14 protein-coding genes are annotated in these 16,579 nt (G+C 52.0%); 5 read left to right on the top strand and 9 right to left on the bottom strand.

Annotation, left to right across the window (positions count from 1 at the left end):
• Positions 1-12: 12 nt before the first annotated feature.
• From DWB84_RS02055 to carA, 4 genes are read right to left on the bottom strand one after another with little or no spacing between them, the layout of a single operon-like run.
• Positions 13-606: a hypothetical protein gene (locus DWB84_RS02055; protein ID WP_187408096.1), complete on the bottom strand. Its 594-nt coding sequence runs from the start codon at positions 604-606 to the stop codon at positions 13-15.
• 54 nt (positions 607-660) lie between these two features.
• Positions 661-1,143, bottom strand: a complete 483-nt coding sequence (gene greA / locus DWB84_RS02050; RefSeq protein ID WP_187408095.1) for a transcription elongation factor GreA — start codon at positions 1,141-1,143, stop codon at positions 661-663.
• Complete coding sequence (gene carB / locus DWB84_RS02045; RefSeq protein WP_187408094.1) at positions 1,143-4,361, bottom strand: carbamoyl-phosphate synthase large subunit; 3,219 nt, start codon at positions 4,359-4,361, stop codon at positions 1,143-1,145. The genes greA and carB overlap by 1 nt, the downstream gene beginning before the upstream one ends.
• 60 nt (positions 4,362-4,421) lie before the next feature.
• Positions 4,422-5,564 carry a glutamine-hydrolyzing carbamoyl-phosphate synthase small subunit gene (gene carA / locus DWB84_RS02040; RefSeq protein WP_187408093.1) on the bottom strand — a complete coding sequence of 381 codons (1,143 nt, stop codon included), beginning with the start codon at positions 5,562-5,564 and terminating at the stop codon, positions 4,422-4,424.
• Between the two features lie 407 nt (positions 5,565-5,971).
• On the opposite strand from carA, the gene DWB84_RS02035 reads away from it, so the two are divergent.
• Both DWB84_RS02035 and DWB84_RS02030 read left to right on the top strand, forming a co-directional pair.
• Complete coding sequence (locus DWB84_RS02035) at positions 5,972-6,784, top strand: RluA family pseudouridine synthase (RefSeq protein ID WP_187408092.1); 813 nt, start codon at positions 5,972-5,974, stop codon at positions 6,782-6,784.
• Between the two features lie 264 nt (positions 6,785-7,048).
• Complete coding sequence (locus DWB84_RS02030; RefSeq protein WP_187408091.1) at positions 7,049-7,867, top strand: HDOD domain-containing protein; 819 nt, start codon at positions 7,049-7,051, stop codon at positions 7,865-7,867.
• A gap of 23 nt (positions 7,868-7,890) precedes the next feature.
• Here the strand turns inward: DWB84_RS02030 and DWB84_RS02025 are convergent, their stop codons facing one another.
• Positions 7,891-8,505: a MarC family protein gene (locus tag DWB84_RS02025; protein WP_187408090.1), complete on the bottom strand. Its 615-nt coding sequence runs from the start codon at positions 8,503-8,505 to the stop codon at positions 7,891-7,893.
• A 294-nt stretch (positions 8,506-8,799) separates the two neighbouring features.
• Between DWB84_RS02025 and DWB84_RS02020 the strand changes: the two genes are divergently transcribed.
• Entirely contained in the window at positions 8,800-9,219 is a 420-nt protein-coding gene (locus DWB84_RS02020) for a hypothetical protein (RefSeq protein ID WP_187408089.1), read from the top strand.
• Positions 9,220-9,586: 367 nt separating this feature from the next.
• A complete protein-coding gene (locus DWB84_RS02015) occupies positions 9,587-9,967 on the top strand; it encodes a hypothetical protein (protein ID WP_187408088.1) in 381 nt (126 codons plus the stop codon).
• Between the two features lie 2 nt (positions 9,968-9,969).
• Here DWB84_RS02015 and DWB84_RS02010 read toward each other — a convergent pair whose 3' ends face one another.
• The 3 genes from DWB84_RS02010 to DWB84_RS02000 all read right to left on the bottom strand — a co-directional run bounded on the left by DWB84_RS02010 (position 9,970) and on the right by DWB84_RS02000 (position 12,918).
• Positions 9,970-10,185: an ABC transporter permease gene (locus DWB84_RS02010; RefSeq protein ID WP_255428784.1), complete on the bottom strand. Its 216-nt coding sequence runs from the start codon at positions 10,183-10,185 to the stop codon at positions 9,970-9,972.
• On the bottom strand, positions 10,186-11,391 hold the full coding sequence (gene manD, locus DWB84_RS02005; protein WP_187408087.1) for a D-mannonate dehydratase ManD: 1,206 nt from the start codon (positions 11,389-11,391) through the stop codon (positions 10,186-10,188).
• An 87-nt stretch (positions 11,392-11,478) separates the two neighbouring features.
• Complete coding sequence (locus tag DWB84_RS02000; protein WP_187408086.1) at positions 11,479-12,918, bottom strand: sugar porter family MFS transporter; 1,440 nt, start codon at positions 12,916-12,918, stop codon at positions 11,479-11,481.
• 819 nt (positions 12,919-13,737) lie between these two features.
• On the opposite strand from DWB84_RS02000, the gene DWB84_RS01995 reads away from it, so the two are divergent.
• Positions 13,738-14,949, top strand: a complete 1,212-nt coding sequence (locus DWB84_RS01995) for a putative glycoside hydrolase (RefSeq protein ID WP_187408085.1) — start codon at positions 13,738-13,740, stop codon at positions 14,947-14,949.
• Between the two features lie 46 nt (positions 14,950-14,995).
• On the opposite strand, the gene DWB84_RS01990 is transcribed toward DWB84_RS01995, so the two are convergent.
• Entirely contained in the window at positions 14,996-16,522 is a 1,527-nt protein-coding gene (locus DWB84_RS01990; RefSeq protein ID WP_187408084.1) for a tryptophan halogenase family protein, read from the bottom strand.
• Positions 16,523-16,579 lie beyond the last annotated feature (57 nt).

The following is a 16,579-nucleotide window of genomic DNA, read 5'->3' as shown; positions in this document are numbered from 1 at the left end:
CTGTGTTGTGCGTTATAGAACGGAGGAATTGGGTGCGGGGACAGTCGCAGGCGCGTTAGGAGCTGTCGCAGACTGGTGATAAAGGCAATTCGATATCAGGTTGAACCAGATATACAAACCCGCCACTATCGCAATATGCGTTTGCATGGTCAGTTTTTCATTGCGCCGCCCGAAGGGGTCACCTTCAATTCGATTTAACGCAAGCTGAGCTTGGTATATCGAATAAAACTGCACAATCAGCACCAGAATAAATGCGGATAACTGGCTCCAACAACCGAGTCCAAAACGATCGATGCTGTAACTAAACAGCACCTGCAAAACCGCCGCACCTATAAATACCCAGGCGAGTTTTGCGGGACGCCACGGATAATCCCCGCCTCTGCGGCGCTCTTCGTTGAAAATCAAATGAAACAATTCATATACGAATATCACTGCGAAGGCGGCACGGCCCACGCGGAAATAGCGTCTGCCGGTAACGCTCTCAGCGCCGCGCCAACAGAGATAAAACCAATAAACCACGTAAAAACCAGCGGTGGCAAAATACAGCAGGGTCAATTTGCCCATACTGATCACTGGAAATGAATGAGAGGAAGAATTGGTTTGCATGATCAGGAACACTGCATGATCAGGAAAGCGCCGGCGTGCACCGGCGCAGGAAGGTCAGATATGACGAACAGCTTCGATTTCATATTCAATATCGCCGCCCGGAGCTTTAACGACGGCTATGTCACCGACTTCTTTGCCCACCAGAGCGCGAGCAATCGGTGAGGAAACGGAAATCTTATTGCTTTTGATATCCGCCTCATCTTCACCGACGATTTGGTAAGTGACGGATTCATCGGTTTCGACATTGACGAGCTCAACGGTCGCCCCAAAAATCACACGACCGGTTTCCGGAATGGATTTTACGTCGATGATTTGCGCGAGCGATAATTTGGCTTCGATTTCCTGAATGCGCCCTTCACAAAAACTCTGTTGCTCACGCGCTGCGTGATATTCCGCATTTTCCTTCAAATCACCATGTTCACGCGCCTCGGCAATCGCTTTAACGATGCGCGGACGCTCGACTTTTTTCAGATGCTCCAGCTCCAGGCGCAGTTTTTCCGCGCCTTCCACTGTCATTGGAACTTTGTTTAATGCCATTAGGCAATCCCCTCATGTAACTCTTGCAAGCGACGCACTTTTTGTTGCTGACCAAAACGAATCGCCATGCACAATGCGTTAGCTGCAGCCAAAGTGGTGGTGTAATAAACGCGCTGATTTTCCGCGTTGCGGCGAATGGATGAAGAATCGCGAATCGCCTGTTTCCCTTCGGTGGTGTTGATCACCAGATCCACCTCTTTGTTTTTGATCATATCCACTATGTGCGGACGCCCTTCCGCCACCTTATTGACTACGCGCACATTGAGCCCGGCTTCTTGCAAACGGGCTGCTGTACCTCGAGTAGCAACCAGTTCAAAACCGAGATCCGCCAATTCTTTTGCGACGTGAACGGAGCCGTCTTTGTCGAAGTCGCGCACGCTAATAAACGCGGTACCTTTCGTCGGCAAACGCGCCCCGCTGCCCAACTGCGACTTGGCAAAAGCTTCAGCAAAGGTGTCACCCACGCCCATGACTTCACCGGTGGACTTCATTTCAGGTCCGAGAATCGGGTCCACTGACGGGAATTTGTTAAATGGGAACACCGCTTCTTTTACGCTGAAGTATTTCGGAATGATTTCCTTGGTGAAACCCTGCTCAGCCAGTGTTTTGCCGGTCTGGCAGCGAGCGGCGACTTTCGCCAGGGACACGCCGATACATTTCGACACGAACGGCACTGTACGAGATGCGCGCGGATTGACTTCGATGATGTAGATCTCACCGTCCTGATACGCCAACTGACAGTTCATCAAGCCGACAACGCCCAACTCCAATGCCATTTTGCGCACTTGTTCACGCATGGCGTTCTGCACGTCTTCCGGCAGAGAGTAAGGTGGCAATGAACATGCAGAGTCACCGGAGTGAACACCACACTGCTCGATGTGCTGCATGATGCCACCGATCACAACCTCTTTGCCGTCGGACACCGCGTCTATATCGACTTCGATGGCATTGTTAAGGAAGTGGTCGAGCAGAACCGGCGCGTCTTCCGAGGCTTGCACCGCATCGCGCATATAGGTGCGCAATTCTTTTTCGGAATAGACGATTTCCATGGCGCGGCCACCCAATACATAGGAGGGACGGACCACCAGCGGATATTTCACTTCTTCCGCTTTGCGCACGGCTTCATCGATAGAGCGCACGATCGCATTAGGCGGTTGGCGCAAGCCGAGGCGCTCGATCATCTGTTGGAAGCGCTCGCGGTCTTCCGCACGGTCGATGGCTTCCGGGCTGGTACCGATAATCGGCACACCTTCGGCTTCCAGCGCGCGCGCCAGTTTCAGCGGAGTCTGACCGCCGAACTGAACGATAACGCCCTTGGGTTTTTCTTTGTGCACGATTTCGATCACATCTTCCAGAGTTACCGGCTCGAAATACAAGCGGTCGGACGTGTCGTAATCGGTAGACACTGTCTCGGGGTTACAGTTGACCATGATGGTCTCGTAACCATCTTCCCGCGCAGCCAGCGCCGCGTGTACACAGCAGTAGTCGAATTCGATGCCTTGGCCGATACGGTTGGGACCACCGCCGAGAACCATGATTTTTTCACGGTTGGTCGGTTGAGCTTCACACTCCTCGTCGTAGCTGGAGTACATATAAGCGGTCGAGGTGGAGAACTCCGCCGCACAGGTATCCACGCGCTTATAAACCGGGCGCACGCCGAGCTTGTGACGATGATCGCGCACGGTTTTTTCAGTGACGCCAAGCAGATGCGCCAGACGCTTGTCCGAGAAGCCTTTGCGCTTGAGGTTGAACATGGTCTCAGCGTCGATTCCGGACAAGGGTTTGGATTTCAGATGTTCTTCCGTTGAGATGATGTCTTCGATCTGCGCCAGGAACCACGGGTCGATTTTCGAGGTTTGGTAAACCTCTTCCACGGTCATGCCGGCGCGGAAGGCATCGCCCACATACCAGATGCGCTCAGCGCCTGGAGTGGTCAGATCGCGGCGAATGCGCGCCAACGCTTCCGGATCAGCCAGGTCAACTTTGCTCTCAAAACCGGCAGAACCGACTTCCAATCCGCGCAGAGCTTTTTGCAGCGATTCTTGGAAATTGCGGCCGATCGCCATTACCTCACCCACGGATTTCATCTGGGTGGTCAGGCGCGCGTCGGCATCGCCGAATTTTTCGAAGGTAAAACGCGGAACCTTGGTGACAACATAGTCAATGGTCGGCTCGAACGATGCCGGCGTTGCACCGCCGGTGATTTCGTTTTTCAGCTCGTCCAGGGTGTAACCAACCGCCAATTTGGCAGCGACTTTCGCAATGGGGAAGCCAGTCGCTTTGGAAGCCAGTGCGGATGAACGGGAAACTCGCGGGTTCATCTCAATGACCACCATACGGCCATTTTCCGGGTTCACCGCGAACTGCACATTGGAACCGCCGGTTTCTACACCGATTTCACGCAACACCGCGATGGAGGCGTTGCGCATGATCTGGTATTCCTTGTCGGTCAGCGTCTGCGCCGGAGCAACGGTGATGGAGTCACCGGTGTGTACACCCATGGGGTCGAAGTTTTCGATGGAGCAGACGATGATGCAGTTGTCGTTTTTGTCGCGCACAACTTCCATCTCGTACTCTTTCCAGCCGAGTAGGGATTCGTCGATCAGCAGTTCATTGGTGGGCGACAGGTCGAGACCGCGCACACAGATCTCTTCGAATTCTTCCCAGTTGTAGGCGATACCGCCGCCGGAACCGCCCATGGTGAAAGACGGGCGAATAATGCAGGGGAAGCCGAATTCCTTCGGCACTTCCATAGCTTCGGCCAGGTTGTGCACTATGCGCGCGCGCGCGGTTTCCAGGCCGATCTTTTTCATGGCCTTGTCGAACAGATCGCGGTCTTCCGCTTTGTGGATGGCGTCTTCTTTGGCGCCGATCAGTTCGACGTTGTATTTCTCCAGAATGCCGTGTCTGTGCAGCGCCAGGGCGCAGTTCAGCGCGGTCTGGCCGCCCATGGTGGGCAGAATCGCATCCGGGCGTTCACGTTCGATGATTTGCGCCACGGTTTCCCAGGTGATGGGCTCGATATAGGTCGCATCGGCCATCGCCGGGTCGGTCATGATGGTGGCGGGGTTGGAGTTGACCAGAATGACTCTGTAACCCTCTTCGCGCAGTGCTTTACATGCTTGGGCGCCGGAGTAATCGAACTCACAGGCCTGGCCGATCACAATCGGCCCTGCACCAATGATTAATATGGATTGGATGTCGGTGCGTTTTGGCATAGTCGGGGTCCGCTGTTCTCTGAGACATCAATATTTCAAGACGGAAAAGTAGGCTGGCCCTCAGCGGCGCGCCTTCATCAGTTCGATGAAATGATCGAACAAAGGCGCCGCATCGTGGGGGCCGGGGCTCGCTTCTGGGTGTCCCTGGAAACTGAAAGCAGGTCGGTCAGTCCGGCTGATTCCCTGGAGGGAGCCGTCAAACAAGGAGCGATGGGTCGCTTTGAGGTTGGCCGGCAAAGTGCTCTCTTCCACCGCGAATCCGTGGTTCTGGCTGGTGATCATCACTGTGCCCGAAGCCAGATCCTGCACCGGGTGGTTGGCGCCGTGGTGGCCGAACTTCATCTTGATGGTCTTGGCGCCACTGGCGAGGGCGAGCAACTGGTGGCCCAGGCAGATGCCGAATACAGGAACACCTTTGTCGACGATTTCTTTGATGGCATTGATGGCGTAATCGCACGGCTCCGGGTCGCCAGGGCCGTTGGACAGGAACACACCATCCGGATTCAGTGCCAGAACTTCAGCTGCAGGGGTTTGTGCCGGCACAACTGTCAGGTCGCAGCCGCGATCGACGAGCATGCGCAGGATGTTGCTTTTTACACCGTAGTCATAAGCGACGACTTTGAAGCTTTCGCCTGCTGGGCGCTGGCCAAAGCCCTCGCCCAGAGTCCAAGAACCCTCGTTCCACGCGTAGGGTTCGCGCGTAGATACGACTTTGGCGAGGTCCATACCTTTCAAACCGGCGAAGTCGCGCGCCGCCTGCAGGGCTTTGGCTTCATCGATCTCATCACCGGCCATCAAGCAGCCATTCTGAGCGCCTTTGTCGCGCAACAGACGGGTAAGGCGGCGGGTGTCTATGTCGGCGATACCGATGATATTGTGCTTGCGCAGGTAATCACTCAGATTGGTTTGGTTGCGGAAATTGCTGGCCAGCAACGGCAGGTCGCGAATGACCAGACCTTTCGCCCAGATGCGCGAATACTCTTCGTCTTCGGCGTTGGTTCCGGTATTGCCGATATGAGGATACGTCAGGGTGACGATCTGCTCGGCGTATGATGGGTCTGTGAGAATTTCCTGGTAGCCGGTGATAGCGGTGTTGAATACCACCTCACCAACCGAAAGCCCTTCCGCGCCTATGGCCTTGCCGCGGAACACACTGCCATCCTGCAATACCAAAATGGCGGGTTTGAATGTACCAGTGGTCAAATCACTATCCTCCAGCTAGGCCTGCGTAACCGCAGACCGATATTACATTCGATGGTTGCAAACAGCGGCGCCGACAAACTGCAGGTGCGCGAAAAAGCGCCGCGCAGACTAAACCTGACCGGGAAACCGGCAGACTAGCGCGGTACTTTTGGGTAGCTGGTTGCAAAAAAGCGAGGGAAACGGCCAGTTTCGCCTCGCTTTTTAGTTTTATTTGGGATTCCGCGCAGCCTGAGCGCGGTGGGACGGTGGTGCCCCGATCTGGGCGCGAATTGTACGCCAAAGATCCTGTTGTCGCCAGTCAAATGTCGCCCTGATTTGGCGCATGTTTCGCTAGTCAAAAACATGCGGGTCATGTCCAGCCTACAACTCGCTATAATCGCCGCCCTCTTTCCCCGGTCGCCCTATATATGAAGATTCAGCTCAAGAAAACCGTCAGCCAAGCCACTACCCTGGTGGAGTTTATCGCGTCAAATTCCGATATCTCCAAAAGCGGGATCAAGAAGGCTTTGAACTTCGGTGGCGGCTGGCTGAAACCGCGCGGCAAAGGCACCCTGCAGCGCTGCCGGCGAGCGACCAAGGAGCTGCAGCCCGGCGATGAAGTGGAGTTTTACTACGACGACCGTCTTTATAAGGACACACCTTCCGCACCTATACCTATCCAAGTGACGCGCCATTGGGGCGTCTGGTACAAGCCGGCGAATGTCGTCTCTCAGGGCACCCCTTACGGCGACCTCGGCAGCATGGAATATCAGGTCAAACAGTTGAGCGGTTTGTCGCAGGTGTTTTTGATCCACCGCCTGGACCGGGAAGCGGCTGGACTGATGATCTTCGCCTACCACAAAGAGGCCGCAGCCAAACTGAGCGAACTCTGGCGCGAAACTCGAGTAGAAAAAATCTATCAGGCGGAAGTTCACGGCCAGCCGGACGACAACGGCAGAATCGACATCCCTCTCGATGATAAAGCAGCACTTACCACTTTTTCCGTCGCTCAACGCCTTTCAGATACAGCATTAGTGAGAATTCATTTACAGACCGGTCGCTTTCATCAAATTCGCCGCCATTTTTCTCTGCTCGGTCATCCATTGGTGGGCGATCCGCAGTATTCCTCAGTGTCCGATGGCCGGCCCATGCAATTGGTGGCAGCGGAATTGCGCTTCACCTGCCCGTTCAACAAAAAAGAACATCACGCAGTTTTGCCCCCGGAATTACGCCTCTTTTGAGCGGAATTATCCGACAATAAATTTTTAAATCGAGCCTATAGGAAATTTTTTCTGCCGACTCGCCTCTCTTTCCTATACTCAAAAAGCCGACTAGGCTGACGACCTTGTGGCGTTGCTTGTTTAGTAATGCAGAGCAAGCCTGCCACCAGCCGTTCAAGTGGCTTCTTGCTGGCATTTAAAAACTCTAACGCCGTACTTTCTGAGCTGAAATAGCTCTACCAGGCTGAAATAGCCGATCGCCGAACCAGATGTGTGGAGATCCGCATGCCGTTCAACAAGCTGTTCAACCAGGTTTACAACATCCCCAGTATTCCCAAGGTTGTGCAGGAACTTATCGATAACTTCAACAACCCGGACAGCAATGCTCGGGACATAGCGCAAAAAATTCAGATGGATCAGGCGCTCTCGGTCAAGGTTTTACGCTTGGCAAATTCCGCCCGCTACGGCGCGGGACGGCAGATCAACTCCATCGAATCCGCCGTGATCATTCTCGGCTTCAACGCTTTGAGAACACTGGTCATAGCATCCGGACTGGCATCCGCTTATAAAACCATCCCCGGGCTCAATCAGAAATCCTTTTGGCGCACCTCATTTTCGGTAGCACAGATTGCGAAATTATTAGCGAAGCTGGGACGCGCAAATGGCGAAGTCGCGTTTACCTGTGGCCTGCTGCACAACATTGGCGACACGCTGTTGTTTCTGGCCCACAAAGAGCAGATGGTCAATATTTACGCATTGGTCAACACAGGCGCGAACAAAGCCGCTCTGCAACGCACGCAATTTGGTTGCGATTACACTGATGTCGGTGCAGAGTTGGCGCGCCGCTGGAATTTTCCAGAGGAAATCTGCCAGGCCATTGGCGATCAGGAAAAAGATCGTGAGAGCCAAAACACTTATTCACAGCTCATCAGTCTGGCAGCAAAAATTAATCGAGCTTTACAGCAGGGAAAAACGCCTGCGGAATCGGTGCGCGACCTGCCCCAAGAACAGCTCGCCGATTTAAGAATCGATGCCATTTTAATGCTTGGTCAATTGATCGAACTCGTGGATCAGGAAGACGATATCGAAACCTTCATCCACTAAAAGCTGTTTTATTTCATTCCTTCTCAAAGGTGAAATAAGGATTTCACCCCATTCGCAATAAACTCCACGCTGATAGCCGCCATTATCAATCCCATAATTTTATTGACGATTGATACTGTGGTTGGACTTAAGTAGCGCATAAACCGGTTGGACATATGCAGGGCCAGCCAAACAATGCCGCCCAGCACCAACAGACAACCACTTAATACAGCTGAATGCCAGACGCTGTCACTGCGAAAACTAAAGACAATTACTGTGGAAAAAGCCCCTGGGCCCGCAAGTAAAGGAATCGCCAAAGGTACCACCACCTGACTGGCTGACAGGCTTTTATCCGTTCCATCATGACTCGGCAATGGATCATGGTTCATTAATTGCAGCGCAACGATCAACAGCAGCAAACCACCGGCGATCTGGAAAGATCCGATGCTGATACCGAAAAAATCCAACACTGACTGACCAATAAACACCGTAATCACCAGCGCAATTGTTGTAGTCGCAGCAGCTTTGCGGGCTGCTTGTTGTTTTTCTTCTTCGGTAAAGTGACGGACCAGATGCAGATACAGCGGCAAAATTGTTACCGGGTCCACAATTGCCAACATGGCGATAAAAAACTGCGTGTATTCTGAAAAGCCCAACATAGAAGAAGGCCTCGATCAAGGTTACGCTAAGCCTTAGCGACATCACGAGTTATGTGCGACCCTTCACAATTTTATTCACGCACAGAGCTCCGTATTTTTAAGTGTAGTGTTGAAACGCTCGCGCAAATGTTTTGTTGCGCCTCAGCAACACAATAGTCACAAGATCTGATTATGATCAGCGCATCGCAGCAGTGATTTTTTGGTTGACGATACAAGAACTACACTTTTTAAGAGATTCATTTCGAAGAGATACGTTCGACGTCCGATTACAGACGCAAGATATAAGGAATTTCAATGAGACCTACGCACAACCCGCTGGTCCCACTGATCCAAACTCTCGATGACGGCATTGAGTTTTATCGGATCGCGGAGAAAAAAACAGATTCCCAGCATCTCAAATCCGTTTTCCGCAAAATGGCCGAAATTCGTGATTTTGCCCTGGCTTATCTCCTACCCTATATCAACCAGCGGCATTTGGAATCCCCAGCCACAACAAACCGCTATGCGCCGCTACTCAACCGCATAATCGGCGACGATCGCCTGGACGTAGTACAAGAGGTGGAAGAACATCTGATCGATACCATGCTCGATACATCCCTGGAAAGTCATAACGCGCTGGTTCAGTGCATTATCAAAGATTTGATTCCACAAATTTCCTGGAATTTCGAGTCCTGTCTCAACGGACTGGAAGACGCTGGCGCAGTTGCCGCCTAAATCCATCAGCAAAGGTATCCACACAAATGCAATAAGCATTTGTGTGTTTTATTCCCTTGGTGTTCTACCCACGTCAAAACCTCTTCCCCCGCGGGCCTACGCGGTATTCCGCACAGATGAAAGATGAGTTGCGTCGCAAAGTCGATGCGCTGATTCGTCAATATCACAAGATACGTTGTATAAGCCATAACAAAGTGCGTCCGGCTCCATCCACTGCGCGCCCCGAGCTACGCACCCCGAGCTGCGCGCCCCGAGCAAAATGATGGCGGCGAATTACATTTTTTGACTCGCCAAATAAAATAGCTCGTTATATTTTCTGCTATTTTGGGGTGCCCCACTCAACCGCAGGACATACAAGGAAACCTGTATGGAGCATATTCGCCTGTATATTGAGTCGCCACTATGGCAGTCCGGCACATTGATCGCCGTGATCGTGCTGACCGTTTTGTTTACCCGACTGTCCGGCCGGAAGTTATTGGAGCTGGGTGTTCACTTGGTGTTCGTCTGGCTGCTGATGATGTTGCTCTGTTCGTGGGTTTCCACCGCCTACTGGGAATTCCTGGGCAAAGGCTTGCTGGCCATTGTGTTGTTTTTTGGTTGCTGGCTGGCGCTGCTAAAACTTTGCGAAAGGTTTGGCCAACCCTTCCTGCGGGAGGATGGTCTCGCCATCCTCCTGCCGATTTTTATTATTCCTCACATAGTGGTTTTGTCCCTGATCGGGCGCGGACTTATGGCGTTGTTTTATTGATGTCAATCCAGGCGCTTGTGGAAACGCCATGAGGCAACTATCAGTCCCACTACGGAGAAGCTTGCCAACCAGAGCAAGTCCTCCACCAGATCCCTCACCTCCGCCGCGCGCAACACGACTCCGCGAACCGCGCGCATAAAATGCGTGGCGGGCAGACATTCCGCCAACCACTGCGCACCGCGCGGCATGGCCTCATAGGGAAACATAAAACCGGACAATCACCAGTTCCAGAGCGTACCGTCTTCCAAACGGTTAACAGGCAAACATTTGCGCTGATAGGGGTACTTGGCCGCGAGTTTTTCGTCGATATCCACCCCATGCCCCGGCACTTCACCTGGGGTGAAATAGCCGTCTTTAAAGCTGTAAGCGTGGGGGAACACCGCATCCGTCTCAGCACTGTGCGCCATATGCTCCTGAATACCGAAGTTGGGTACCCAGTAGTCGAAATGCAGCGCAGCCCCCATGCAGACGGGTGACAGGTCAGTAGCGCCATGGAAGCCGGTGCGCACGTGATACAGCGACGCCAAATCGGCAATACGGCGCAAGTGGGTAATACCGCCCGCATGCACTATGGTCGAGCGGATGTAGTCGATCAGCTGGTTCTGGATCAGCTCGCGGCAATCGTGGATAGAGCTGAATACCTCACCCACCGCAATCGGCGTAGTGGTGTGATGGCGAATCAAACGGAAGCCTTCCTGGTTTTCCGCTGGAACTGGATCTTCCAGCCAAAACAGTTTGAACGGTTCAACTTCTTTGCCCAGACGAGCGGCTTCAATCGGTGTCAGGCGGTGGTGAACGTCGTGCAGGATATGCAGATCTTCGCCAAATTGATCGCGCACAGCGGCAAACAATTTAGGTACATGGTTGAGGTATTTTTCTGTCGACCACACATGCTCCGCCGGCAGATCGGAATCCGCAGGCTCATAATGGCCGGCCTTGCCTACGCCATATACCTTATCCAAGCCTGGGATTCCGCACTGCACACGAATGGCCTTGTACCCCTGGTCCTTCAACTCCGCCACGCGGTCGAGTGTTTCCGCGATGTCTTTGCCATTGGCGTGGGCGTAGACCATCACGCCGTCACGACTTCTACCACCCAATAGCTGGTACAGCGGCATATTGGCGGCTTTGGCTTTGATATCCCAAAGCGCCGTGTCCACTGCGGCAATCGCCGTCATATTTACCGCGCCGCGGCGCCAGTAGACACCGCGATAAAAGAATTGCCAGATGTCCTCGATCCGGTGCGGATCACGCCCGATCAAAGACGGGCAAACATAGTCCTCCAAAAAACTGACCACTGCCTTTTCCCGGCCGTTGAGCGTCGCGTCGCCCACACCATAAATGCCTTCATCCGTAATGATTTTGAGAGTGACGAAGTTGCGCCCCGGGCTGCAAACAATCACTTTGGTATCGATGATTTTCACGTAAGTTGCTCCTGGTGCTCAGAACCTAAAACAAAAAAAACGCGGGACATAGTCCCGCGTTCGATGTAATCCTTTTTGACGGGTTGGTTACCCTTTCATATCTTCCAATTCGATGCCTTTGGTTTCGTGGACAAACTTCAACACGAACACCACAGAAATCGCCGCGCAGAGAGTATAGAAGCCGTAGGCGCCCGCCAGACCTATGGATCCCAACATGATCGGGAAGGTCATGGTGATGGCGAAGTTGGCCACCCACTGGAAGAAACCGGCAACAGCCAGCCCAGAACCGCGGATTTGGTTGGGGAACATTTCGCCCAACATTACCCACATAACCGGTCCCCAGGACAGGTTAAAGAAAATCACATAGAGATTGGCGCTGATCAGAGCCAGGGCGCCCATGGTTTCCGTCAGAGACGGCTGACCATTGGCATCCAGGGTCGCGGAAGCAAAGGCAACTACGCACAATCCAAGGGTTACGGCCATACCGGCAGAACCGATCCACAACAGCGGTTTGCGACCAATCTTGTCGATCAGCAACAAGGCAACAATACAAGCGCCAATACTGACCGAGCCGGACACGACGTTGATCATCAGAGAGTCGTTTTCGGAAAAGCCGACGGACTGCCACAGCACGGCTCCGTAGTAGAACACCACGTTAATGCCCACCAACTGTTGAAACACCGCAAGCCCAATACCCACCCATACCAGCGGGCGTATCTTGCCGGTTGTTTTGTCGACCAGGTCTTTCAAACTCGGCTTGTGATGGTCCGCTGCCAGAGAGGACTCAATCTCTGCGACCTTGGCGGAGCCGATGACATTGCCATAAAGACGGCGCAGAACTTTGGCTGCTTGCTCTTTCCTGTCGCGCACGACTAGGAAACGCGGGCTCTCAGGGATCATGAACAAAGTGATCAAGAAAATGCCAGCTGGCAAGATTTCAACCCAGAACATCCAACGCCAGGCCTCATAATCCAACCACCAAATATTCAGCGAAGAACCCGACACGGCCGCAATCAAATAGTTACTCAAAAACGCTGCCGTCAAACCGCAGATAATGGCCACCTGTTGCACCGTCGCCAGCCTGCCGCGATAGCGGGCGGGAGCTACCTCACTGATATAGGCGGGACACATAACGCTGGCTGCGCCCACGGCAAGACCGCCAAGGACACGGTAGACAATAAATTCGCCAGAGGATGTGGCGATGCCCGACCCCCAGGCAGATACGATGAAAAAGATTGCGGACCAAATCAGCATGGTGCGGCGACCATAAATGTCCGCCAATCGACCTGCCGCTGCAGCACCTACGGCGCAACCGAGCAGCATGGAAGCTACGTTAAAGCCTGTCCCGACAGAATCCGAGTTAAAGGCGATCTTGAGCCCATCAACTGTCCCGTTGATAACCCCGCTGTCGAAACCAAATAGAAATCCCCCGATGGTCGCTACACAGCAAATGGCCAAGATGAAAAAGAAATTTTCCTGGTTGTCTCCCGCGTTTGCGGTAAGACTTTGTGGATCAGATGAACTCATGATAATTCCCCAGAAAAGAACAACTTATTATTGTGACGATTAAAGTTACGCGGAATGTTTCGCGGTGAAATTATAGTTGCGCTCAGGCGGTTCATCCGAAAATCTCGACCGGCGATAATCCCCAACATGCTTCATCACGCGTGGCCACGAATCATAGCACCAAAATTTCCGCTGGCAGCACATTTTCCTCTCCCCCGAACCAGTGGGCCGAAAGAAATAAAAAACCCCCAAACAAGACGACCAAGCATATATGGTCATATTGATTATTAGAATGGGTTAACACCGCTCCCAGTTGTAATTAACAAAGCTGAATGTGTGTGAAAAAAGTACCGCCACTTGGCTAAAAAGCATGTAACAAATGTCCGAATGTTGGCACTAATCTTCATGAACAACATAAGCGACAAGTCTAGCGTCAACGCTCTGACACCAAACGGAGCCATGCATTTTTCGCAGCTAGTGCTAATCTTGTAAGAACCGGACGGATTTGCCGACTGAAAATAAAAAGAACCGATGGGAAATTTATGTTGCCTTTCCTTGTTTGCTATAGGGATGCATCATCCAGGGCCGAAGCCCGCCACATCGTTCGCCTTAATCCGTCCGCTATTAATTGCTCGGTTTTAGCTGCTTAGCGCATTTTGCGCAGGCGGTTCACGTTTCCTTAGCCCGGAACTTTGGCGCATATTAAGTTGCGCCTTTTTTTTGCCCGCAAAAAGCCTATTTCCAGAATTTACCGCAATCTCACCGCCGTCTTTATTCCTTCAGTCCCAGCCATGATCGAATTCCGCAGCTAAACTTTATCTAGCTTTTAGGGGGTCTACTATGAACATAAATTTCCGCCAAATGCTTAAATATCCACTGTTCTCTGTCCTGTTAGCGGCGAGTCTGGGTTTAGCCAATACAGCACCGTCATCTACATTTCCCATTTTTGTAGAGGGACGCCTATCGGATGAAAGAACACTGACGGTGGGCGACCCGCAAAACTGGCTGCAACCCATCAACAACCTGTCTGGTACATCAGCAACTGGCAAAATTCGCATCTCTCCCGATAAATTCCGTATCAGTAATGATACTTTTCGAGCGATCTGGTCGGGTGAAGATAAACAAGGAGATGTATCGATCTACGGCGCTTCCATCAATTTAGCGTCGAAACTCAATAATTCCTCGTTGATCTTCGACGTCAAAGTCCATACACCTCCATCACAGGAGGTGCAGCTCGGTATGGACTGCGGCTTCCCCTGCCGCGGGCAATACAATATTGGCAGCATTCTCCGCTCGATTGAAACTGAACGCTGGACTGCTTTGCCTATCCCACTCTCGTGCTTTTCCGGTCAAACCTTCGATCTCAGCAAAATTTCCGGCGTATTTCTGTTGGGGACTTCCGGATCCATGGATGTCTCCATCACCAATATCCGCATTGCACCAACTCCCGCAGGACTGGATGAGTGCCCCGCAGCTTCCGAGACCCCGGCAGCCGAGGCAGCACTTAATCCGGACTTTTTTTACTTCGTGAAGGGTGAGCTGTTGGGATCCCGCGGTATTTTGTTGGGAGATCCGGGCAAATGGGCCATGTCGATCAATGGACTTTCCGGAAAATCCGCCAGCGGAAAAATTCGCGTGGAGCCGGATAATTTCGTAGGGCAAAACGATGCCATAAATATTTCCTGGTCGAAAAAAGATATGAAAGGCGAGCTGGGAATATACGGTCAGCCAATCAATATTGCGGCTTATAGAGATGTGGCGGCCCTAACCTTTGATGTGAAAGTCAAAACCCGTCCCAAGGAAAGCGTATTGGTCGGTATGGATTGCGGCTATCCGTGCCGAGCGGAATATGAAATTGGCATGCTGTTGCGAAAACTGAAGCCCGATACCTGGACATCCTTTCCAGTTCCGTTGAACTGTCTGAAAAGCTCCAATTTTGATTTAAGCAAAATCAACGGGGTATTTTTGATCAGCACATCGGGAAGACTGGATTTGTCGATCGCCAATATTCGCCTCGAACGCTTGCCCGAAGGCTCCACCGGCTGCAAATAAATCCGCAAATCTGCGCAAGCTGTATTTGCTCAGCTTGCGCCTCTCCTTAATAGTTCTCAGCTTTGCAATATTTTTCGATATATTCGCTGTGCGATGGCAGCTGCCGACTGGTGTTTTGGATAATTTGATATATCTGCTCGAATTTTTGTTTGAGCTCTTCCAGCGGCATGGTGTCCGCAATCGAATTGTAGTGTGACGTTTTCACTCCCTGCCCTACCAAAACCGAAATCCAACTGGTGTCACCAAACAATTCATTGTCTTGGCGGAAAAGTCTTCCGGCGTTTTGATAAAGATCCACTTTGTGGCGCAGCCGATCCGGAATATCCATATTGCGGCAATAATCCCAAAACTCCCCTTCGCGATTATTTGCCCAATAATGCAATATCAATAAATCGCGAATGGTCATATAGCTGCGCGCCTGCAGCTGATTATATTTTTCCACTAGCTCGCGCTTGACCACTTTGGTCGGGAACAAGCCAATAAAATTGGCAATCGCCTCATAGATCAAGTGAATACTGGTGGACTCCAGCGGCTCAAGAAATCCCGACGCCAATCCCAGGGCGACACAATTTTTATTCCACTGTTTGCGGCGCACACCGGTTTTAAAACGAATAATGCGCGGCTCTGACGTCGCTCCACCAGCCACATTATTAAGCAAGGTCTCTCTGACCTTTTCGTCGGAAATAAAATGACTGCAGAACACATAGCCGTTGCCGGTGCGGTGTTGCAACGGGATACGCCACTGCCAACCTGCTTCGCGTGCAGTTGCCCGCGTATAAGGTGGCAAAGGGTCTAACCGCGGACTGGCCACCGCCATAGCGCTGTCGCAGGGCAAATAATGGCTCCAATCCTCATAACCACTGCGCAAGGTTTCTTCAATCAATAATCCTTTAAAACCTGTGCAATCAATAAAAAAATCTGCCTCTATGGTGTCGCCTGTATCCAATGCCAGTGACTGGATATAGCCATTTTCCTTATTTCTGCCAACTGCAAGGACCTTTGCATCCACATGTTTTACCCCGCAGGCGGCCGAATAGCGTTGCAAAAATTGCGCATAACGGCCGGCATCGAAGTGATAGGCATAATCGATTTCGCTCAAGGGCGAGTTAGGCACATTGACCGGACGGGACAATTTATTTTGTTTGCAGGCTTCGATGCAAAAACAGTAATCCGGAAGAGATTTGGCGAGATTTAAATTGTGCAAGCGCTGCCAATAATGAAAAAACGGCACTGAACCGAGCGCGGTTCCATAACGCCCAAATGGATGAATATAAGACGCACCGGGATTGTTCCAGCCGACAAATTCGATACCGAGTTTAAATGTTCCTTGGGTAAATTTGAGAAACTCCCGTTCATCGACACCTAGAGACTTATTGAAATTGTAAATTTCCGGAATCGTCGCTTCGCCTACACCAACTGTCCCGATAGTACTGGATTCGATGACCGTAATCTTCATCGCGGAATTACGAAACACTCGACCGATAGCCGCAGCGGCCATCCAGCCTGCCGTTCCTCCACCCAGAATTACCAGATGCTCGATTGGCCCATCTTGAGATGCGGTATTTGTCTGCATACTGTTCCTGCGTCTTGACTGGAATCAACAACACTAATGCGGATAAAAAATGAATCT

The organism is Saccharophagus sp. K07, assembly GCF_014336955.1.
In the GTDB taxonomy this organism is placed as follows: domain Bacteria; phylum Pseudomonadota; class Gammaproteobacteria; order Pseudomonadales; family Cellvibrionaceae; genus UBA5868.
The sequence above is the reverse complement of the archived record's forward strand: the minus strand, read 5'-3'. Positions and strand labels throughout refer to the sequence as shown.